The following is a 20,679-nucleotide window of genomic DNA, read 5'->3' on the forward strand; positions in this document are numbered from 1 at the left end:
GCTACTATTTATTATTCGTAATGTAAAGCCTCTGCCGGGTCCATCTTCGCAATCCGACGTGCCGGGAACCAGATACCGACCCAGATCATGGCGGCCAGCAACAGGAACGCGCCGCCGAAAGCGACTAAGAAACGCCACCAGGTGTAAGCCATTTTTGCCGTGTCGGGCAGATCAAAATAAAGCGTATTGGCAATGAAGATGAGCACTAACGGAATGGTAAAAGCGAGCAGCGAAAGCCCTTCCACATCGAGATACCGCTTCAACGTGCCTCGCGAAGCTCCTAATGCCGACCGCAGTCCGATCTCTCCCCGACGATATTGCGTGCGGAGCCAGAAGGTGCCGACAATGCCGAAGAAGACATTCACCAGCATGAAACCGACTAAGGCGATTTTCTTCTTCAGGTTGTCCATCCGGCCTTTCAGGATCACAGGACGTTGCTCTTCCAACGGGATCACACAGGACACATATAAGTTGTTCACCTCCAACTGCTGACCCATCTTATCTAGGAAGGCCTCCATCTCTTCCGCCTTGAAGCCGTCTTTCATGCGGACCAAACAATCCACATTCTCCGCCTTTGCCCAAGAGGTCATTTCAACCACTTCTTCGTCCGTACGCATCAATCGATATAAACAAGGAGTGCTCACACTGAACTCATTCTGCCGGATAGGAGAAGTAACGGCAGCAACCGTTATGGATTCCGTATCCCAAGCTGACCATTTGACTTGCTGCCCTATGCCCGACTCTCCCTCGAAGAACTTATCCTCCAAATCGGCCGTTATCGCCAAATCGCCGATATTATTCTCCACTATCGGACGCAACGGGCGGCCTTCGCGATCTTTGATACGCAACACGTCAAAATAGGAAAGCGTCGTACGGAAACACTGGAAATAATCGGCCTTCATGCTGGTATCGGCATCCGCCCTCACTAACATAGTCCAGCTATTGGACCAGGTGTACGGGCAAGATGCGTTTGCGATGCATACCTCATCCACTTCCGGGGCCCGGCGGATATTTCCTGTCAGACGTACCAGATCTTCACCCGTAGATGTATTCAACAACGAATCAGGCTTATAACCCGGTATGCCTGCCGCCTTTTTCCCGATGTTCACCTTGTAGACGTTCGTGATGTCAAACCCAAGCGGACACTGGTAAGTACACAAGCTGACCAACATCGAATCCATCATAACCCAAAGTACACCGAACACCAACAACAGCTCCATGAATATCCAGCCATTACTGCTCCGCTGGTTCCAAATCATTGTCCATATATGCTTGATCATTTCTATATCCTCCTCTTATTCTTTAAACTCTTCACCGTCTTTCAGAGAGACCACGATCTTCTGGCGAGCTATCCGTGCTGCCGGTATGCCCGCTGAAAGCAGATTCAGCAACAGGCAAAACAGCAAGGCCGCCCCGAACGTTATCGGCTGGAAAAGCATATCGCCGCTTAACGCCGTATCCGCACTCTTCAATAAGAAATCCTTGCAAACCGGAAGGAACAACAGCGAAAGGATCAATCCCAACGCTCCTCCGATCAACGTCATCAACCCGTTCTCGTACAATACCTGACGGATCAATACTCCACAGGTCGCCCCAAAGGCTTTCCGGACCCCCATCTCCGCCCGCCGCTTCTGTACGGCAGACTGCGTCACCCCCAACAGGTTCAAGGCGGGGACAAACAGCAGGAAGAGCAGCAACGATCCAGTTTCCAGCAGATAGTCCTTTAACGACACATGCACCTGCCCCTCAGAACCGATCGCCACATCCAAACGAGTAATCGGATTCCCCATGAAATTGATCTTGCAGTCTTTCTTCATCCCGTTATAACGTTCGATCTGACGGTCCAGTTCCTGTCGGATGGCATCGAAATCCCCTTTCCGCTTCGCCAAAATGCAAACGGAAAAGGAGCCGGCCATATTCTCTTTCGTCGTATTGGCCAAGAGGATGCGGTCGGTCGTATAAGGCACCCAAACAGAGGCGAAAGCCGTGTCGGCGGCGCGGCTGACATCTTCCACCACGCCGCAAATCGTATAAACGGCCTGGTCGATAACCACGTCCTTCCCCACCACATCCGTGGAGCCATAGAGCTTTCGTGCCACGCTTTCCGAAACGACGGCCGCCGGAATGGCGGAATCGAAGTCGGCCTGCGTGAAAGGTTTCCCGGCCACGAACCGGAAAGAAAAGACCCGCCAGAAGCCGGGGTCGGTGTATTTGATCTCATATCCTTTATACATGCGCTTTCCCGGAATGGAAAGCGGTTTCAAACTCAGAGCATAACCCGATACGGCTTCCGGAAGTTCCAACGAGTAGAAACACTCCTTGACCGCTTCGGCCGACATATTCCCTCTGTTCCAACCATTGGAAGACTGTACTTCCGTGCCGCTTTCCACATACATCATCCGGTCGCGGTCGTTCTCCGGATAATAGTTGGCGAACTGGATTTGGAACACCAGCACCACAATCATAATCATAGCAATCGATATTGCCGTACCCGCTATGGAGATAATGCTGACAAGACGATTCTCTTTCAGCATGTAGAAAGCCTGTTTCAAATATTGTTTTACCATACAGCAGATTATCTTACTTATTCTTCTAATTTCAGTTTGTTTTTATCCTTATAAGCGTTCATATCCGAGACAACGACCTCGTCGCCTTCCTGCAGGCCGCTGACCACTTCGACATATTCGAAGTTGCTGTCACCCAACTGCACCTTGCGCTTCAACAACCGGTCGCCGTTGACAACAAAGAGTTCGTATTCCCCTTTTCCGACATAATAGGAAGAGTTGGCGATGCGGAGCACGTCGTCTTTCACGGCATTCATGACATAGACATCCGTTTTTAAACCGGAGCGGAGACGTTTATGATTGTCTTCCTCCAACTGGACGGTGAAAGAGATCACGCCGTTCTTCGACAGCGGAGTCACATCGCTCACCGTGCCGTCCAGCTTGTCGCTGCCGATCTTGATAATCGCCTTGCTGCCTGCGGCAATACGGTCGCCATAGGTATCGGCAATCTCGCCCTCGATCTTGAAGTGTGACAGGTCTGAAACGATCGCCACCTTCGCCCCTTGGCCTATCTGCGAACCGATCTCGTTGTTCACATAGGTCAGGATCGCTTTGCGGGGCGAACGGATCCGGGCATCTTCCAACGTACGCCGGGTCTCGGCAAGGCTTTTGCGGAAGATATTCAGTTCCAACTCTTTTACTTTCAGATCCGCTTCGGCAAGAGCCTGTTCGTTCTTATATTTTTGCTCGTCTTCCTTCAGTTTGAGGACACTCACGTTATAATCGAGTTCCACCTGGCGGACTTTGTCGGTCGTACCGGCGCCCAAGCTGTCCAAATAGCGTTCGTTACGGAGTTCGACAGCCTTGCGGTCCAGTTCCATGCGGGAGACTTTCAGGTTCATTTCCATTTCCGAAAGTTTGTTGTGGTTCGTCACGCGCTGTTGTTCCAGTTGCAGGTTCTTCATCTGTTCTTCGTCCAACTGCTTGTTATATTCGGTCTCGGCGCTCTGCAAATCCAGTTTCAGGATAGGCGTGCCGACATCGACCGAATCGCCGCCCCGCTTATACACTTCCACGATGCGGGAGTTGATCGGCGAATTGATGATCTCCTCAAACGCGGGGATCACTTTGCCGGACGCGCTGACCGAAACTTCGATCACTCCCTTGTCGACCTTCGAGATGTTGAGGTCTTTCCGTTTCAGACTGGTCTGAAGCATGGAGATCACCACTACGATCAGGACGATAAGACCACCGGCGACAGTTCCTATCTTGATAAACTGTTTGCGTTGTTCTTTTCTCTGTACTTCTTTTGAAATCTCTCTGTCCATATTTAATGTTGTTTTAAATCTTCTTTTTCCGGCATTCCCGCCTTGACGGCTTTTACAAGGCAAACTCCGTGCCAAAAACATAAATCATTGATTACGTGAAGATATGATCCGGAATAAGTGTTCAATATCGGACAGTGTGTTCGGTTTTGAGAAAACTTTTCCATCCCGGCTGTTGTTTATTCGTAACAAATTAAAACGATAAATTATGAACACTAAAATTTCAGTCTTTACGATCTTCGCAAGTTTCGCCCTGCTCTTTGCCGGCTGTAGCAAAGACGACGAAAACATACCGGGCGGCATCGAACCTCCTAAAACCATCCTGGACGCTTTCAATGCCAAATATCCGGATGCCCGCGACACAGAATGGACAGTCAATGACGATTATTATGTAATTGACTTTGAAAACAACTCGCTCGATAACACCGCCTGGTTCGACCATCTCGGAGTATGGGCCATGATCAAGACGGACTTGCCGCTCAACGAGTTGCCTACGGCTATCTCGACCGATATCAAACAAGGCAAATATGCCGATTGGAAGATCGAGGAAGCCGATACCATCGGCAGAGCCGGAATGGGAACCGTATATAAGGTAGAAGTTGAAAAGGCGGAACAGGAGACCGACCTGTATTACACTTTATACGGCGACCTGATCAAAGCGGTCGATAATGCCAAAGACGATGTCGACCAACCGATCATCGTCCCCGAAAAAGTGGCCGGCCTGATGGAACTGACCTTCCAGGGAGCAGAGTTGCTGGATATAGAAAACACGACTTTCGGTGTACAGTTGGCGATCCTCGACGGGAAGACCCTGAAGATTGCCGAACTGACCCAGATATATACCTGGAAAAGTACGACCTGGAAAGTTTCGGAACAGGAAGTCCCGACAGTCATCATGGACGCCTTCAAGGCCTCCGAATACGGAAGCGACCAAGTGGAGTCCATTTACATGTTCATAGATGCCAACGGCGCCTTCCACAAATTCAATGTCATCCACAACGGGCAGGCTGTAACGGTCGAGTTCGATGTGTTTGGGAATATCGTTACCGACAAGTAAAAAACAGATAGGCATCGGATTCATAACGGATGCCTGTCCGTTTCCAATCCGATGCCTATTCGTTTTTACCGGGATAACCACTCAATCCGGCCTATTCGCTGATCAGTTCTATCTTCGCACTCTTCACACCCGGAGCGGATGCTTCAAGGACTATCACGCCCGGTGTTTCTTCCGTCTGTACGACTGCTGTCAGTTGTCCTTTGAAAAGGGACATCTGCGGAGCCTGGAAAGATTCGAGCGACGCAGGGTCGCCGTTGGCTGCCGCGCGGTAAGAGCCGGAGCCTCGGACGCTGAACTTCACCTTATGGGTGGCGTCAGGGCAGAGGTTGCCGTTCTTGTCGACAACACGGACATTGATAAAAGAGAGATCCTTGCCATCGGCTTTCAGACGGTCGCGGTCGGCGGCCAGTTCGATATGGTGAGGCTTGCCGGCAGTATGCACCTCCTCTTCGGCGACGGGGTTGCCCTCCTTGTCATAAGCGACCACCTTCAACGTGCCCGGTTCATATTTCGTGTCCATCCACATCAGGCGGTAGCGCTTCTGTCGTTCGAAACTCTTTTGGGCGGCCTCGGTATAGCTGCTGTCCAGTTCGATGCTCAGGTCTTTCGTGCGTTTCCCCTGGCTCTTGCCGTTGATAAAGAGTTCGGCTGTAGGATAATTGGTATAGACGAAGACAGGCGTCACTTCGCCTTCACGTCCCGGCCAGGTCCAATGAGGCAGGATATGCAGGGTACGCTCTGCCTTGTTCCAATGGCTGCGGTACAAGAAATAGCGATCCTTTGGAATACCTGCCAGGTCGATGATGCCGAACAGGGAACTATGGCTTGGCCAATCCGTATAGTAGGGAGTCGGTTCACCGAGATAGTCGAATCCCGTCCACACGAACTCACCGATGCAATACGGCAAATCTTCGTGCTGGATGAAGTCGTCTTCCGGCAAATTGGACCAACCGCAGTGTTCCACGTCATAACCCGAACTCTGGTGATCGTCGTATTTCGCCATCGCCTTCCGTTCGACCGGGAACTTATAAACGCCGCGTGAACTGACCGTCGATGCCGTTTCGCTGCCTAAGACGATCCGCTGCGGCAACTTCTTATAGTTTATCTTGTATTTGAAAGGACGGTAGTTGAAACCGGGCACATCCATCACGGCTGCAAAGTTGTTGTTGACCACGGCATCGGGGGCATCCATTCCCTGGGTTACCGGGCGTGTCGGATCTTCGCGATGGCAGATATCCTGCAACCATTTGGCAATCTTGCAATCGCCTTCGTTCCACTGGTTGGGCACTTCGTTACCGATACACCACATGACGACGCTCGGATTGTTGCGGAAGTTATGAAGCAAGTTCACAAGGTCTTTCTCCGCCCATTCGTCGAAGAGCAGATTGTAACCGTTCTTGCATTTCGCCACGTTCCACTCGTCAAAGCTCTCCGCCATGATCATCATGCCCATTTCGTCACAAGCCCTTACCAACTCAGGAGCAGGCATGTTGTGGGAAGTACGGATCGCGTTACACCCCATGTCTTTCAGGATACGGATCTGGCGGCGGATGGCAGCGTCGTTGACGGCAGCCCCCAACGGGCCGAGATCGTGATGGTTGCAGACGCCCTTGAAGACGGTCCGCTTGCCGTTCAGGAAGAAGCCTTTGTCCGGTATGATCTCGATCGAGCGGATACCGAAAGGAGTCGTATAGACATCCTTCAGCTCGTCGCCTTCATACAGGCGGGTTTCTGCCGAATACAAAGCCGGCATTTCGGGCGACCATAAGGACGGATCCCGGATGATAAACTCCTGCTCCGCCTGGCCGTTGTCGTATTTCATCTGCGCAAGAGAAGTGCGGACAGCCGTCAGCTTCTGCTTGTTCGGGTTCCATACGCCGGTTTCCACGCTGTATTTGGCAGGATCGGCCCCTTCGGGAAGCACCACTTTGGTGCGCACGTTCACTTTGGCAAATTTTTCGTTGACCGAAGGAGTCGTGATATATGTCCCCCAAACCGGGATATAGGCGTCTTCGGTAACGATCAGGTGAACATTCCGGTAAAGGCCGGCTCCGGGATACCAGCGGGAAGATTCCGGCAGGTTTTCCAAACGGACGGCGAGGGTGTTCTTCTGCCCGGGCTTCAGGTATTTCGTGATATCGAAGTGGAAGGAGTTGTAACCATACGGCCAATAGCCGACCTTCTGTCCGTTGATATAGACATTGGCATGGCTCATCGCCCCGTCGAACAGGATCGTCGCCCGCTTACCGGCCTGGAACTGCGGGACGTCGAACTCGGTGCGATACCAGCCCACACCGACAAACGGCAGCCCGCCGGTACGCCCGGCATGCTCCATCGCCTCCTTCTGGCCGTCCTGCGAGATGGCGACCTCCTGTTTATCGTTCTGGGAACTGAAAGGGCCGTAGATCGCCCAATCGTGCGGGACAGTCACGGACTGCCACTTGCTGTCGTCGAAAGCAGGTTTTATAAACTCGTTGTTGTCTTCGCGGGTGAACTTCCAGTTTTTCTCCAACAGGACTTCACTCCGCCCTTGTGCCGACAAGGCCGACACGCACCCAAACAAGCCTACCAAAGCTGCGAAATAGATTCTTTTCATTCGTATTAATTGTTTTTGTAGTACTTAGCGCAACAAAAATAATTAAATTTGCAACCTTTACAAACTAAATCTGCATTTTACAAGACATGTTGTTACAATTACTATTCGTTTTAATTGCAATCATTATCGGAGCCCGCCTCGGCGGTATCGGTTTAGGCGTATTAGGCGGCCTGGGACTGGCGGTCCTCACTTTCGGATTCGGACTGGAGCCTACTTCGCCACCCATCGACGTGATGTTGATGATCGTCGCCGTCATCGCCGCCGCTAGTTGCATGCAGGCTGCCGGCGGACTGGACCTGATGGTGAAATGGGCGGAAAAGTTGCTGCGCAAGAATCCCTCCAAGATCACGCTCCTCAGCCCGCTGGTTACTTATATCTTCACCTTCATTGCGGGAACGGGACATGTGGCTTATTCGGTCCTTCCCGTGATAGCGGAGGTTGCAACCGAAACGAAGATACGTCCCGAACGGCCGTTAGGGATTGCGGTGATCGCCTCCCAGCAGGCCATTACCGCCAGTCCGATCTCGGCGGCGACCGTAGCATTGCTCAGTATGCTGTCGGGGCAACATATATCGTTGATGGACATCCTGATGATCTCCGTCCCCTGCACGTTGGCCGGTGTCCTGACGGGAGCGTTCTGCTCGCTGCGCGTCGGAAAAGAGCTGGCGGAAGACCCCGAATACCTGCGCCGCATCGCAAACGGGGAGTTCACGGGCGATAAATATAGGGCGAAAGGAGTCGAGAACCATCGCGCCGCCCTCCTGTCGGTGATCATATTCATTGCGGCGACAATCGGCATCGTCCTCTTCGGCTCGATGGATTCGTTGCGCCCGGTGTTCGGCCTGGCAGACGGGGCGACCCGGCAGATGCAGATGGCGCATATCATCGAGATCCTGATGCTTTCGGCTGCCGCCCTTATCCTCCTCGTCACCCGGACGGACGGGATAAAGGCCGTACAAGGCTCCGTCTTCTCCGCCGGCATGCAGGCGGTCGTCGCGATCTTCGGCATCGCCTGGATGGGCGACACCTTCATCGGCGGGAACATGGCGGAGCTGAAAGGCTCGATCGAACATATCGTGACGGAAATGCCGTGGCTGTTCGGCCTGGCCCTGTTCGTGATGTCCATCCTCTTGTTCAGCCAGGCGGCGACCATCCGCGCGATGTTGCCGTTAGGAATCGCCCTCGGCATCTCTCCCTATATGCTGATCGCGCTGTTCCCCGCCGTAAACGGATATTTCTTTATCCCGAACTATCCGACCATCGTAGCCGCCATCAATTTCGACCGGACCGGGACGACGCATATCGGCAAATATCTCCTCAACCATTCGTTCATGATGCCGGGCTTGGTTGCCACCGGAGTGTCGGTGGCGTTGGGGTTGCTGCTGATCCGGCTGTTTCATTTTTAGGCATACATTATATATTATAGATCATCTTAAATAGTAATTCTATCATGATTAAATTCGATTATTCCCAAGTCCCTTACAATTATGGGACATGCGCCGCGGACAATTGCCCCAAGTCCTCTACCTGCCTCCGCCATCTGGCATTGAAACATGCCCCGGCAAAACCGGCATTCCTGATGACTCTAAGTCCGGCTGCACTCAAAAGCATAAAGGGAGATTGCAAATATTACCGCCCGAACATAGAAATCCGCTATGCCAAGGGCTTCCTGAACCTGATCGGCTCGCTGAAAGTAAATGCCGCCCAGACATTCCGCTGCAGGCTTATCTCCCACTTCGGACGCAAGAATTATTATCTTGCCCGCAAAGGGGAATGGCTGATCCACCCTACAGAACAGCAATACATCATCAAGCAGGCAAAAGAACTTGGGCTTGAAACGAATGATTACTTCGACGGTTATATCGACGGCTACGACTGGTAAAAAGAGAGGCAAAACAAAGGCCTTTATCTAATTAAGCTACAACATATTACAGTTTCCTACGGTAGGAAACTATAGTTTCTCGCCCAGGAAACTGAAATTCCCCGGGCAGGGAACTGTAATTTCCTAAGCTGGAAACTGCCGTTTCCCACTTAGGAAACCGTAGTTTCCCACTAAGGGAACAGGAAAGGGATGCCTATGGGATTTTCTATCGCATCCAATCAGAATGCCCGGAAGCCGCTGTTCTTTCTAAAAAAGCCTTTGGGGATAGAGGTTATTACACCATATTTTCCTAACTTTGTGTAGTAATTAATTTAATCGGAAGTATATGGCAAAGCTTTATCCCATCGGCATACAGAATTTCGAAAAGATCAGACGTAATGACTTTCTTTATGTAGACAAAACTGATTTAATTCACCGATTAGTAAAAACGGGAAGTTATTATTTCCTGAGCCGCCCCCGACGGTTCGGGAAAAGCCTGCTGATTTCTACACTCGAAGCCTACTTTCAGGGAAAGAAAGAGTTGTTTGATGGACTCGCGATTGCAGAAAAGGAAAAGGAATGGATCGTGCGTCCGGTGCTTCATATCGATTTGAATATTTCCCAATACGAGCAGGAAAGCGATCTGGAAGATATGCTGAACCGCAGCCTGGTTGCCTGGGAAAAACTGTACGGGGCTGATCCGGCTGAAAGAAGTCTGGCGTTGCGTTTTGCCGGTGTGATAGAGCGGGCTTACGAACAGACCGGCCAACGTGTTGCCATATTGATCGACGAATACGACAAACCATTGCTCCAGGCCATCACCAATCAGGAGTTGCAGGAAAAATTCCGCAATACATTGAAGCCTTTCTATGGAGTGATGAAATCCAAAGACGGGTGCATCAAGTTCGCCCTGCTTACGGGGGTGACCAAGTTCGGGAAAGTCAGCGTGTTCAGCGATTTGAATAATCTGATGGATATTTCGATGGACGACCGGTACATCGATATTTGCGGCATTACAGAGAAAGAAATCCATGTCAACTTCGAAGAGGAACTACATGAACTTGCAGACAATCTAAAGATTAATTATGAACAGGCCTGCAAAGAATTGAAAGCTCGTTACGACGGCTATCATTTTGTAGAAGACTCGGAAGGGATATACAATCCTTTCAGCTTGTTAAATACTTTTGCCAAGATGAAGTTCGGCAGCTACTGGTTCGAAACCGGAACGCCTTCCTATTTGGTGGCGTTATTGAAGAAAAGCCATTACAACCTATATGAAATGGCACACGAACAAACCAGCTCCGCCGTGTTGAACAGCATCGACGCCAACTCTTTAAGCCCCATCCCGGTCATTTACCAAAGCGGTTACCTGACAATAAAAGGATATGATAAGGAATTCGGCATCTACCGGTTAGGCTTCCCTAACAAAGAAGTGGAAGAGGGTTTCATCAATTACCTGCTGCCTTTCTACACATCCGTAAACGCCGTAGATTCGGCATTTGAGATACAACGTTTCGTCCAGGAAATCCGGGGCGGAGAGATCGACGCATTCTTCCGCCGCCTGCAATACTTCTTTGCCGATACGCCTTACGAATTGATCCGGGATCTGGAAGTGCATTACCAGAATGTGCTTTTCATCGTCTTCAAGCTGGCCGGTTTCTATGTGAAAGCAGAATATCACACATCGCAAGGACGCGTCGACCTGGTCTTGCAAACAGACCGCTACATATATATAATGGAATTCAAACTGGAAGGTACCGCCGAGGAAGCATTACGCCAGATCGAAGAAAAGGGGTACGCGCTGCCGTTCGCCGGCGATTCGCGCCGACTGTATAAAATCGGCGTGAACTTCAGCTTTAAGACACGAAATATCGAAAGCTGGATCGTGAAATGATTTAAACATGAAAGAGTCACAACATGCAGGTCAATGCCTGCTTGTTCAGGATGTGGACTTTGTTGCGGGAAATCTTGATAAAGCCGCTGTCGACAAGTTTGTTGATCTCTTTGGACAGTGCAGGGCGCGTCACGCCGAAGTATTCGGCAAGCTGTACCTGGTTATGCTCCATTTCGACAACGTCCGAACCGTCTTTCAGGTGGTCGAGCAGATAATAAATGTAACGGCTGCGGATGCCCCGGAACGAAAGGACGCGAAGGCGCGTCATCGTGCAACGGTTACAACTGGTGCTGACGCAAAGGAAATTGTGCAGGAGTTGCGGCATGCTGTGCATCAATGTAAAAAAATCGGCTTTAGCCACACGTACGAGGGTGACTTCTTCTTCGACGATAAAGGTAGCGGGAAACTGGTTCTTCTCGGCGAAGATATGCGGAGTGGCAAAGGTGCGGGGTGCCTGGATGACTTCGACACGGACAATATTGCCCGACACGTCCGTCACGTCCACATTGAGCTTTCCTTCCAACAGGATGTGCAGGGCGTTGCAGGCAGTTCCCTGCCGTATGATCGTCATCCCCTTCGGGTAATGGTCGATCGTGTATTCGAGCTTGTCGAGCAGTTCTTCCTGCATCTTCAGGGTAAAACCCCTGAAGAGCGGAATTTTAAATATATCGTGAATGTCCATATCTTTTGTGTTTAGTACCAGATCCGTTCCTGTCCGGCAAAGATAGGACATTTCCCGAACTAAACGGCTCACCACTTCGTCATAAATACGCGCGGATTGACATTTAACGACAGCCATCCCCAATCTTGCCAGCTCGACTTGCTGCCGCCTTTCACGACTTCCATCGTTTCCCCGGCAAGCATCGTCGAGTAGCCGGCGGAGAGTTTCACATCTTTCATGATCTGCCAGTCCACCTGCAAATCGAGTTCCGATCCCAAGCCGCGGCCGGCATCTTCGCCGTGTCGAAGCTCGACATCGCTCGTGATCGAGAAGTAGTGGTAGGCCAGCGAGAGGTTTACTTTCTTCGACGGTTTGTAGGCGACGGACAGTTGGTTGTCCCACAAGCCCGGGTTCATGTTGCTGTCGATAAATTTGGAGGCGTAGAAATAGTCCATCGCTCCGTAGAACTTATGATGAGTTCCGTACAGAGGGTCGAAAGCCTTGTATTTCCCGTCCGGGTCGTTGCCGTTGCCGCTCAGGTAATCGCTGCCGATGCCGATCTTCCAGTGCGGATCGATCTGGCAGGCGGCATTGACGGCCCACATGAAGGCGGAAATGTCGCGATTGGCAACGGTCTTGCCGAACTGGTAGTAGAAGGTTCCGCCGAAGGTCCAGTTGCCCGGCAGGTAATAGAGGTTCGTTCCGAGGGTCTGCATGTACTTCGTATCGGCCTTTTTCTCTTCGGGACTTACCGGCTCGATACCTAAGTTCATAAAGAGGAAAGAGGCGCGGAAGTCCCGGGTGAACTTATGTTGGTACCAAAGTGTCTGCATCGTCTTATAGGGCTGTCCGCCGGGCGCGTAGTAGGTCCCGCCTATCGTTTTCTCGTCGTTCTGGTTGAAAGAGAGGATGAGGTGAAGCTGGTTATCGGCATTCTGATACCCCAACTTGAGAGCGTCGTGGTAGCGTCCGGCCACGTTCCAGTCCAGTGCGCCGAGGATGCGTTCGTCATCGTAAACCAAAGACTGGCGGCCGAGCTTGGCGAACAGGCCGTGCCCGAAGTCGAGTTGTGCCCAGGCTTCGTTGAGGATGAAGCGGCCGTTCTTGTCGATCTGCGGGTCTTGCCCCCATACGCCGACGTGCTGGGCGGAAAGTCCGATCGAGAGGTTGTCGCGCTCGTAGTTCATCGTGAGGCGTGCGCGGTTGTTGATGAAGCCCGTCGCCTCGTCACCCTTATGACGGGGGAAGAGAACGCCGTTGCGATATTCCGCCCGCGGACGTATCTGGATATTCATGGAGAAGGTGTTCTCCTTCGCATCGCTTTTTTCTGTTTCTTCGGCACGGAGTTGGCCGGAACTCCAAAGGACAAGCCCGGAGAGTATGCACATAAGTTTCTTCATACAATTTATTTTTAAGTTAATGACTATTCTATATTATAGGTATGTACGCTTTTGCCTTGCGCGGACGGCAGGTAGTTCACTCCGAACCAGCAGACCTGAAGGAGGACGAACGAGAGAAGCAGCAATCCGAGCGCAGTCCGGTGGCATGCCTGCCGATGGAGCCGGAAGTGGATATACAGAAGGTTGCCCAGCCAGGTCGCGGCGGCCCAAGTCTCTTTCGGGTCCCAACTCCAGTAGTGCCCCCAGGCTTCCTTCGCCCAGAGAGCACCGAACAGCATCCCGATAGTCAGGAAAGCGGTTCCCACATAGACGAGGTTGTCGCAGAGGTCCATCCGGTCGCAGCCGATCCCGGCTCCTTTCCGCAGGAAAAGCAGGTAGAGGGCGAAGATGGCGGCAGCACCCAACACAGCGTAGGCGAACATATAGACGATGACGTGCGGGGCGAACCAGGCGCTTTGCAAAGCGGGCATCAGCGTCTTGTTGTGTATTTCCGGTTTCAGTAGGTTGATGCAGATGAACACACCGGCAAGCAGGGTACTGAACGAGAGGATCCATTTATACCGCCAGCGGACATAGGTGATCAATCCGGCTACCGGAAGAAAAAAAGAGTACCAGAGGCGCGTCTCGCCCATCGTGCGCAGGGGAGGACGTTCCAACGAGACCCACATGCCGACGATAAAGGCGAAAAAGACGGCCAACCCTAACAGGTTGAAAGCAACGGCACGCCCGAAGCGTTCGGGACGGTAGGCCATCCAAGCGCCTGCTCCCCAACAGAGCAGGGCGGGGAATGCAAAATAGATAAAATGACTCCAATCCATATCAATTCTCCTTTCTCTTCGGTGCATAGATGAACAGGCAGACAGCCCCCGCCAGCATCAGGATGATTCCGGTATAAACTACCGGTAGCCAGGGGTCGCGCACCAGTTCGAAGATGCTCGTTTCGCTCCATTTCCCCATCGTCTCGTCGTAACTGAGCTGATAGATTTTCCAGCCGGCGACGGAGAAGGGTTTGTTGACTTCGATCAGGGCGTCTTTCTTTTGTTTGTCTTGTGTGTAGACGGTCACCTCCGAAGCGAAGCGTTTCGGCTCGCGTTCGGGCATGACGAGTACGGCTGCGTCGTCAAGGGGCAGGGTGACGTAAGGGAACATGTAATTCCTGCAACTAACCCAACCTTCGCGGCGGCTTCCGTCTTTACGGTTCAGCGCTTTCACATAGAGGGCCGAGGTCGCTCCTTCGGTCTGGAAGCCGACGAAATTCACCGTGTCCTTGTCTGCTATGCAAGCAGCCATCGGGATGAAATCGGTCACCTCCAGCGTCCAGTCCAACAGATGGCCTGAAAGGGGGACTTCCTCCACCAAAAGGTTGGCGGGCTGTCCTTCGGGTAGCGCTTTGCCCGTCGTGTTATCGATCACCATGAGTTTAGGCGGATATTCGTCGATCGTGAATGATTTCAGTTCGATGGCAAGCGGGAGCTCGACCAATGCGCCGGTATCGTCCGTCGCACGCCATTCGGCGGCTCCTTCGGTCACGGGCATGCGCAGGCGTCTCAGGTCGCCGTTTCCCAAGATCGCCGCCCAAAGCGTGATGAACAGGCCGGCGTGGTTCAGGGCGAAAGGGAGGTCTTTCAGCCGGAAGCGGGACAACCGGCGCAAGGTCACCAGTCCTAAGATCGTCAGCATGTAAAGGAACAGGAGCATGAACGGCCAGGAGGTGGTCATCCGGTTGAACCCCAGGCGGTCGATCAGTCCCCCGGAAGGGAGTTCCGTAGGGGCTACTTGCGGAGTAAGCCCCATCAGAACGACTAATACCAACCAAAAACACAATGATGTTATACTCGCTTCCAAACCGGAGAACCAACGCAGGACGGCGCTTTTCCGGCTCAGAAGATGCAGGACGAGGATCAGAACAAGATATGCGCCGCCTGCCAACAGGTTGACGGGATACCGGAACAAGGCGGCGTCCACCTTGCCGGTCGTGAGTTGCAGGACGAAGCCGGTGATCAATAAACCGGCGCCTATCGTGCAACCTTCCGCATATCTCCAGGGTCTATTCCACATATCAGCTGTTTTTTACCAAACGGTTGTTTGCTTTGGCTTCTTCAAGCCATTTCGGAACGACTGTATTCAGGAATTTTTCTTTCTGTGCGCGTTCGGCAGGTATATCCAGGCCGATGTATTGCTGGGCTTTCTCTTTGGTCGACAGGTCGGGCATCGGGACGTCGTCCGTATAACCTAATTTCGCCAACACCTTCGAGACCGCCAAGCGGGCTTGCAGGGCTTTGTCTGTCCCGTTGCCTAAGATACGTTGGATTTCCTGAGGGGCGTGGAAAGCGGCTCCATGCGAAGCGACTCCGAAGTCCCAACGCCACTGTGCCTGGCGGATCAGCTGCAGGACAGGGGCCATCTGTTCTTCGGTCGCCCCTTTATCCCATGCAAACTTGGCTTCGATATGGGCCTTTGCCAATTCGGTTTCCAGGCGGTCGCGCATCTCACGGGCCTTGTTCTGGCGTTCGTAGACGTTGTTACGCAGGGTTTCTTCGCTTTCGCGATGGCAGACCTGGCAGGTGCGGTCGATCATGGCGAGCGGGCTCATGATGTGGTGGTCGCTATACTTCACCCCACCTTCGCTCTTGTAAGGCATGTGGCAGTCGGCACAGGAGACACCACGCTGTCCGTGGATACCCATCATCGAAAGTTCGTAATCCGGGTGCTGGGCTTTCAGGATCGGGGTACGGCTGAGTTTATGTTTGTAGTCGAAAAAGCCTGCCTCATCGTAATAGACTTCCATATCTTCCACCGTGAAACCTTTATCCCAAGGGAAGGTCAGATATTTGCCGTCGCCTTTGAAATAATATTCCACGTGGCATTGTGCGCAGACCAGCGAACGCATTTCCTGCTGGGTGGCTTTCGTCACATCCTTTCCCTGCCGCTGGAAAGCTTCGACCAAGGCGGGGCGGCTGATACGGAGGTTCATGTTCTCCGGCTCGTGGCAGTCGGCACAACCGATCGGGTTCACGATTTCCTTTCCCATAGCGGACCATTTGCTTTTATAGAAGTTCTCGGCTCCTATGCTCTGCATCATGCGGGGCACGTCGGGGCTTTTGCAGGTCCAACAGGTGGCGGGCTGAGGACCGCCGTCTTCTTCCGTCATGGGAGAACCGACACGAAGGGTGTGACGCATGTCTTCGATCGCGTGCATGTGGCCGCGCGGGGTCGAATAGTCTTTGGAGAACGCGTAACCGGCCCAGAGGACGACCATATTGGGACGCTGTCCGAGGACATCCACAGCCTGGTTGCCGTTGTAGAGGCTTTTGAAACTGGTGTCTGCCGTCTCTGTCCAGGTCTGGTACTCACGCGGATAGTTCGGTTCGAACATCTCGTTTCTTCCTTCAACGTCTTTTATCTCGGTCTTCTTGTTATTGATGACGCTGGCAATCTCCGCCCTTCTCTCCGTGACGGAGGAGGCCAGCATGCCTAAAACAAAAACTACGGCCATTGTCCCGACGAACAATAACCAGCCTTGCCATGATTTTAATCTTTTTTCCATATCTGTTGCATTTTAATTTATCGGTTATTCTGTAAGCATATCTTTCAGCCATTGCGGCGTGTTCGTCTTCGGATAGGGTACGAGGGCGTTCGGGGTGGACGACAGGCTGTTCGTCCCTCCGTGAGGCACGTCCCGGTGACAGTCCCAGCAGGCTTTCCCCTCCCCGGCGAGCGCCATCTCGTGGTCGATACGGCCGGTGCTGACAAATTCGGTGTTCAGTTGCGTATGACAACGAATACAGTTGTCCATAATGACCTCGCCGCTACCGTCAAGTGCCTGGATGGCCTGAGGCTCGCCGCGCATGGTGAAAACCGCCGCATGGCGCAGGCCGTCCATACCTTTGAAAAGCCATTTCCTGGCGAAGCTCTGGTGGGGTACGTGGCAATCGTTGCAGGTGGCGTTGCGACTATGCGAACTGTGGTTCCAAGTGGCGTAATAAGGAGCCATGATGTGGCAATTCACACAACCTGACGGATCATCCGACAGGTAACTCCAAGCTCTGGAGGCAAAGACGGTATAGGCTCCGAGACCACACACGACTCCCGCTGCTACGACAGCGAACAACCTCGCCCGCCGCGTGGGGAGTACCGTGTCCATTATTTCTCTTATTTTCATACTGCCTTAATTATAGTTTAATTATTTGCAAATATCCTAAACCCGATACAAGTAATGTGTAATAAATATTACATTCGCTAAAATTATCGACAAAATGAAAAAGGTTCTATTAGTAGCAGTCTCCGCACTGCTTGTCTGCACATCTTGTGTAACGAAGAAAAAGTACCTGCTGGCCGAGAACGGACGCCTGGAAGCCATCGCCCGGGGAGACGACCTGCAGAACCAGCTTGTGAACTGCCGCGATGACAACGACGGCCTCACTTCGCGTCTTGCCGCACTTGAACGGGACACGTCCCGCATGGGCAAGAACATCCGCAACTATCAAAGTATGCTCAGCACCAATATGACGGAGCAGGAAAAGCTGAACTCACTCCTGAGCCAGAAGATGAGCGAACTGGATGAACGCGAACGTACGATCAACGAACTGCAGGACATGATCAACGCCCAGACCGAACGGGTACAGAACTTGCTCAACAGCGTGAAGGACGCTCTCTTAGGGTTCAGCAGCGACGAGCTGACCGTTCGCGAGAAAGACGGGAAAGTCTACGTTGCCATGTCGGACAAACTTCTTTTCGAATCGGGAAGCGCCCGTGTCGACAAACGTGGAAAGGAGGCTTTGGCCAAGCTCGCTGAAGTCCTCAACAAGCAATCCGACATCGACGTCTATATCGAAGGGCATACCGACAGCAAGCCGATCAACACCGCCCAGTTCAAAGACAACTGGGATCTCAGTGTCATCCGTGCCACTTCGGTCGTCCGCATCCTGACAAAAGACTACGGTGTCAATCCGTTGCAGATCCAACCGTGCGGCCGTGGCGAATTCATGCCGATTGACGACAATGAGACTGCCGACGGCCGTGCCAAAAACCGCCGTACGGAGATCATCATGGCTCCGAAGTTGGATAAGTTATACCAAATGTTGAACCAGTAAGAATATAAAAAAGGGGAAACGTTGCCTGCAAGCACCCGTCTCCCCTTTCCTTTTAAATTCAATCGATCCTGATCATTCACCGGAAACGACCGCCTCCATCTGGCCGGCTTTTACCGTCATTATGATATATAGCCTGTATCCGGCAACCAAATGGATATCCTTTTTTTCATCTATACCGATACCATCTATCTGCGTGAGAGTAAATATCTTTCCGTTTTCATCTTTATAAGTGATCGCAATGGCCTCGTCTCCCGGTAAAAAAACTCCTTTCGCTGCTCCTTCATCGTCAAACAGAGAAAAGGAATATTTCTCAGAAATATTTTTATCTACAAACTTATTATCTTTAAAAGAATAACTTCCCGATAAAGCGACATTAGACACAGATATATTATCTTTCGTCAATTTAACAACTTCCGTAACATCCCCCTTTAATGTGCGAACAGATACTCTTATCGAAGAGAGGCAATCCTTCAAGTCTACCCATACAGCCGTATCAACAGGAGCCGATACGAAAACACCAGTACTTGTCTTAAATCCCATCTCATACCATTCTCCTTGGTTCGTAAGATCTATTGGGAGTGTTTGTTTAACCTTATCCAGTTGATCAGAATACGGATAATAAGCGAAAACACTGTATGTCGAACCATCGGCTGGCAGCAGAATAGCATTCGTGACATCCGTAGGTTTTAAATAGAACGTGTCTTCATCCCGCTCCGCTTCATACTTTTTATTCATTTGATTTTCTGCTGCAGCATCCTTTCCCAATAGCAAAACACCGACAGGCGTTTCCGATCGCAGCCAAGTGGCAGATGTTTTCAAGTTTATTGCACTCGAGGTTTCTGGAATGTCCGGATCATCATCCGAACAAGCATAAAAGGCCAACAATGCCAAAATGACCATAGAATACTGAAGTAACTTCATAATAATAAAATTTATTTGTTTCGACAAATGTAGCACTTATTTACAAATAGCAGTTGATTATAATATATAATTGCCCAAAAAGAAGGTTATACCTACATTTTAGCACGTTCATTCTCCTTTTCTTTCATGCCGTTCTTTTGCACCTCAACGCAAAGTACAGGATATACAGGAAAGCCAGCAGTGGAATCACAAAACCTATCGCCATGTTATCGGCGCCGATGTAGCCCATCAGCATCGGGGCGAAAGCACCGCCGGCTACTCCCATGACGATATAGGAAGAGGCTTTTTTGGTATGGACGCCCATGTCTTCCAGCCCCAGTGCGAAGATTGTCGGGAACATGATGGACATAAAAAAGAATGAGAGATAAAGCGCATACAAAGAAATCGTGCCGATAGAAACCACAACCAACGCCATGCAGACAGCATCAGCCAAGGCAAACCACATCAGGAGACGGGCGGGAGACATCCATTTCATCGTAAAGCTGCCGGACAAACGGCCGATCATAAACAAAGCCATTCCACCGAAAGCCAGGATACGCGAAGCCTCGATATTCGTCATTGAAACATCGGCCTCCGTCACATAATTAATGAAGAAACTGAAAATCCCCGTCTGTGCAGCGCAATAGCAAAACTGGGCTATAATGGCCCGGACGAACTGCGGATGCCTCCACATGGAAACCACACCCATCCCGGCTCCGACCTCCGTCTCATCCGGATGGGTATCCTCTTCCTCCACCTGCACTTCCGGCAGTCTGGTGAAGAAGAAAAGCAGAGCTACGAGCAAGACGATCGATCCGACCAATATATAAGGTTTCGTCAAGGTGAACGGATCATCTTCCGCCCCGCCGAAAATCAGCATTCCCCCTACCAGCGGGCCCAATATCCAGCCCAACCCGTTAAACGATTGGGAAAGATTCAGACGTTGCGCCCCCGACTCCTTCGGTCCCAAAATCGTAGAATAAGGATTGGCTGCCGTCTCCAAGATACACAACCCACAAGCAATCACGAACAATGCCACCAAAAACGGCGAAGCCGAATGCAAGTAAGCTGCCGGAATAAAAGCAAACGCCCCAGCGGCAAATAAAGATAAGCCCAATATGATCCCTTTCTTATATCCGAACCGCTTCATAAACATACCGGCAGGAAGTGCCATCAGGAAGTAAGCGATATAAGTGGAGAACTGCACAAGGCCGCTCTCCGCCTTCGTCATCGTAAAGACACCCTGGAAATGCTTATTCAATACATCCAGCAACCCATGGGCAAATCCCCACAATAAGAACAGGCTGGTGATCAATATAAACGGGACAAGATAAGATTTCCCGTCAGGAGCGGAAAACAAAGTTTTCTGATTCTTCTTTTTCATACTT

Annotated in this window: 17 protein-coding genes; 5 read left to right on the forward strand and 12 right to left on the reverse strand. The window is 51.5% G+C overall.

Features of this window, described 5'->3' with window-relative positions:
- Positions 1–11: 11 nt before the first annotated feature.
- The 3 genes from RDN79_RS03215 to RDN79_RS03225 are packed head-to-tail and all read right to left on the reverse strand — an operon-like array spanning position 12 to position 3,832.
- The gene (locus RDN79_RS03215; RefSeq protein ID WP_298551570.1) at positions 12–1,280 is read right to left on the reverse strand and encodes an ABC transporter permease; all 1,269 of its coding nucleotides are present in this window, start codon (positions 1,278–1,280) and stop codon (positions 12–14) included.
- Positions 1,281–1,295: 15 nt separating this feature from the next.
- Positions 1,296–2,567: an ABC transporter permease gene (locus tag RDN79_RS03220; protein ID WP_298551572.1), complete on the reverse strand. Its 1,272-nt coding sequence runs from the start codon at positions 2,565–2,567 to the stop codon at positions 1,296–1,298.
- Between the two features lie 17 nt (positions 2,568–2,584).
- Positions 2,585–3,832, reverse strand: a complete 1,248-nt coding sequence (locus RDN79_RS03225; RefSeq protein WP_298551574.1) for an efflux RND transporter periplasmic adaptor subunit — start codon at positions 3,830–3,832, stop codon at positions 2,585–2,587.
- 205 nt (positions 3,833–4,037) lie between these two features.
- Here RDN79_RS03225 and RDN79_RS03230 point away from each other — a divergent pair, with 205 nt between their 5' ends.
- Positions 4,038–4,886 (forward strand): PepSY-like domain-containing protein, encoded by an 849-nt coding sequence (locus RDN79_RS03230; RefSeq protein ID WP_298551576.1) that lies wholly within the window; start codon positions 4,038–4,040, stop codon positions 4,884–4,886.
- 91 nt (positions 4,887–4,977) lie between these two features.
- Here RDN79_RS03230 and galB read toward each other — a convergent pair whose 3' ends face one another.
- A complete protein-coding gene (gene galB, locus RDN79_RS03235; protein ID WP_298551578.1) occupies positions 4,978–7,482 on the reverse strand; it encodes a beta-galactosidase GalB in 2,505 nt (834 codons plus the stop codon).
- Positions 7,483–7,568: 86 nt separating this feature from the next.
- On the opposite strand from galB, the gene RDN79_RS03240 reads away from it, so the two are divergent.
- The 3 genes from RDN79_RS03240 to RDN79_RS03250 all read left to right on the forward strand — a co-directional run bounded on the left by RDN79_RS03240 (position 7,569) and on the right by RDN79_RS03250 (position 11,237).
- Positions 7,569–8,888, forward strand: coding sequence for an anaerobic C4-dicarboxylate transporter family protein (locus RDN79_RS03240; RefSeq protein WP_298551580.1), 1,320 nt, complete (start codon positions 7,569–7,571; stop codon positions 8,886–8,888).
- 44 nt (positions 8,889–8,932) lie between these two features.
- Positions 8,933–9,364 (forward strand): DUF6078 family protein, encoded by a 432-nt coding sequence (locus RDN79_RS03245; RefSeq protein ID WP_374044474.1) that lies wholly within the window; start codon positions 8,933–8,935, stop codon positions 9,362–9,364.
- A 325-nt stretch (positions 9,365–9,689) separates the two neighbouring features.
- The gene (locus RDN79_RS03250) at positions 9,690–11,237 is read left to right on the forward strand and encodes an ATP-binding protein (RefSeq protein ID WP_298551581.1); all 1,548 of its coding nucleotides are present in this window, start codon (positions 9,690–9,692) and stop codon (positions 11,235–11,237) included.
- A gap of 16 nt (positions 11,238–11,253) precedes the next feature.
- Here the strand turns inward: RDN79_RS03250 and RDN79_RS03255 are convergent, their stop codons facing one another.
- From RDN79_RS03255 to nrfH, 6 genes are all read right to left on the reverse strand, one after another.
- Positions 11,254–11,919: a Crp/Fnr family transcriptional regulator gene (locus tag RDN79_RS03255; protein WP_298551583.1), complete on the reverse strand. Its 666-nt coding sequence runs from the start codon at positions 11,917–11,919 to the stop codon at positions 11,254–11,256.
- Positions 11,920–11,987: 68 nt separating this feature from the next.
- The gene (locus RDN79_RS03260; protein WP_298551585.1) at positions 11,988–13,298 is read right to left on the reverse strand and encodes an alginate export family protein; all 1,311 of its coding nucleotides are present in this window, start codon (positions 13,296–13,298) and stop codon (positions 11,988–11,990) included.
- A gap of 23 nt (positions 13,299–13,321) precedes the next feature.
- Entirely contained in the window at positions 13,322–14,116 is a 795-nt protein-coding gene (gene ccsA / locus RDN79_RS03265) for a cytochrome c biogenesis protein CcsA (protein WP_298551587.1), read from the reverse strand.
- A 1-nt stretch (position 14,117) separates the two neighbouring features.
- Positions 14,118–15,356 (reverse strand): cytochrome c biogenesis protein ResB, encoded by a 1,239-nt coding sequence (locus tag RDN79_RS03270; RefSeq protein ID WP_298551589.1) that lies wholly within the window; start codon positions 15,354–15,356, stop codon positions 14,118–14,120.
- A 1-nt stretch (position 15,357) separates the two neighbouring features.
- Entirely contained in the window at positions 15,358–16,845 is a 1,488-nt protein-coding gene (gene nrfA, locus RDN79_RS03275; RefSeq protein ID WP_298551591.1) for an ammonia-forming cytochrome c nitrite reductase, read from the reverse strand.
- Positions 16,846–16,869: 24 nt separating this feature from the next.
- Positions 16,870–17,460: a cytochrome c nitrite reductase small subunit gene (gene nrfH, locus RDN79_RS03280; RefSeq protein ID WP_298551593.1), complete on the reverse strand. Its 591-nt coding sequence runs from the start codon at positions 17,458–17,460 to the stop codon at positions 16,870–16,872.
- Positions 17,461–17,554: 94 nt separating this feature from the next.
- Between nrfH and RDN79_RS03285 the strand changes: the two genes are divergently transcribed.
- The gene (locus RDN79_RS03285) at positions 17,555–18,391 is read left to right on the forward strand and encodes an OmpA family protein (RefSeq protein ID WP_298551595.1); all 837 of its coding nucleotides are present in this window, start codon (positions 17,555–17,557) and stop codon (positions 18,389–18,391) included.
- A 72-nt stretch (positions 18,392–18,463) separates the two neighbouring features.
- Here the strand turns inward: RDN79_RS03285 and RDN79_RS03290 are convergent, their stop codons facing one another.
- Positions 18,464–19,312: a fimbrillin family protein gene (locus RDN79_RS03290; protein ID WP_298551596.1), complete on the reverse strand. Its 849-nt coding sequence runs from the start codon at positions 19,310–19,312 to the stop codon at positions 18,464–18,466.
- A 124-nt stretch (positions 19,313–19,436) separates the two neighbouring features.
- Positions 19,437–20,675, reverse strand: coding sequence for a sugar MFS transporter (locus tag RDN79_RS03295; protein WP_298551597.1), 1,239 nt, complete (start codon positions 20,673–20,675; stop codon positions 19,437–19,439).
- Positions 20,676–20,679: the final 4 nt, after the last annotated feature.

The organism is uncultured Parabacteroides sp., assembly GCF_902493135.1.
Lineage (GTDB): Bacteria > Bacteroidota > Bacteroidia > Bacteroidales > Tannerellaceae > Parabacteroides.

Bases quoted from the DNA above. Each gene is read 5' to 3' on its own strand.
- RDN79_RS03260 (WP_298551585.1), bottom strand. From the start codon at position 13,298: ATGAAGAAACTTATGTGCATACTCTCCGGGCTTGTCCTTTGGAGTTCC.
- RDN79_RS03240 (WP_298551580.1), top strand. From the start codon at position 7,569: ATGTTGTTACAATTACTATTCGTTTTAATTGCAATCATTATCGGAGCC.
- RDN79_RS03215 (WP_298551570.1), bottom strand. From the start codon at position 1,280: ATGATCAAGCATATATGGACAATGATTTGGAACCAGCGGAGCAGTAAT.
- RDN79_RS03245 (WP_374044474.1), top strand. From the start codon at position 8,933: ATGATTAAATTCGATTATTCCCAAGTCCCTTACAATTATGGGACATGC.
- RDN79_RS03295 (WP_298551597.1), bottom strand. From the start codon at position 20,675: ATGAAAAAGAAGAATCAGAAAACTTTGTTTTCCGCTCCTGACGGGAAA.
- RDN79_RS03220 (WP_298551572.1), bottom strand. From the start codon at position 2,567: ATGGTAAAACAATATTTGAAACAGGCTTTCTACATGCTGAAAGAGAAT.
- RDN79_RS03285 (WP_298551595.1), top strand. From the start codon at position 17,555: ATGAAAAAGGTTCTATTAGTAGCAGTCTCCGCACTGCTTGTCTGCACA.
- RDN79_RS03255 (WP_298551583.1), bottom strand. From the start codon at position 11,919: ATGGACATTCACGATATATTTAAAATTCCGCTCTTCAGGGGTTTTACC.
- galB (WP_298551578.1), bottom strand. From the start codon at position 7,482: ATGAAAAGAATCTATTTCGCAGCTTTGGTAGGCTTGTTTGGGTGCGTG.
- RDN79_RS03225 (WP_298551574.1), bottom strand. From the start codon at position 3,832: ATGGACAGAGAGATTTCAAAAGAAGTACAGAGAAAAGAACAACGCAAA.
- nrfH (WP_298551593.1), bottom strand. From the start codon at position 17,460: ATGAAAATAAGAGAAATAATGGACACGGTACTCCCCACGCGGCGGGCG.
- RDN79_RS03270 (WP_298551589.1), bottom strand. From the start codon at position 15,356: ATGTGGAATAGACCCTGGAGATATGCGGAAGGTTGCACGATAGGCGCC.
- nrfA (WP_298551591.1), bottom strand. From the start codon at position 16,845: ATGGAAAAAAGATTAAAATCATGGCAAGGCTGGTTATTGTTCGTCGGG.
- RDN79_RS03230 (WP_298551576.1), top strand. From the start codon at position 4,038: ATGAACACTAAAATTTCAGTCTTTACGATCTTCGCAAGTTTCGCCCTG.
- ccsA (WP_298551587.1), bottom strand. From the start codon at position 14,116: ATGGATTGGAGTCATTTTATCTATTTTGCATTCCCCGCCCTGCTCTGT.
- RDN79_RS03290 (WP_298551596.1), bottom strand. From the start codon at position 19,312: ATGAAGTTACTTCAGTATTCTATGGTCATTTTGGCATTGTTGGCCTTT.
- RDN79_RS03250 (WP_298551581.1), top strand. From the start codon at position 9,690: ATGGCAAAGCTTTATCCCATCGGCATACAGAATTTCGAAAAGATCAGA.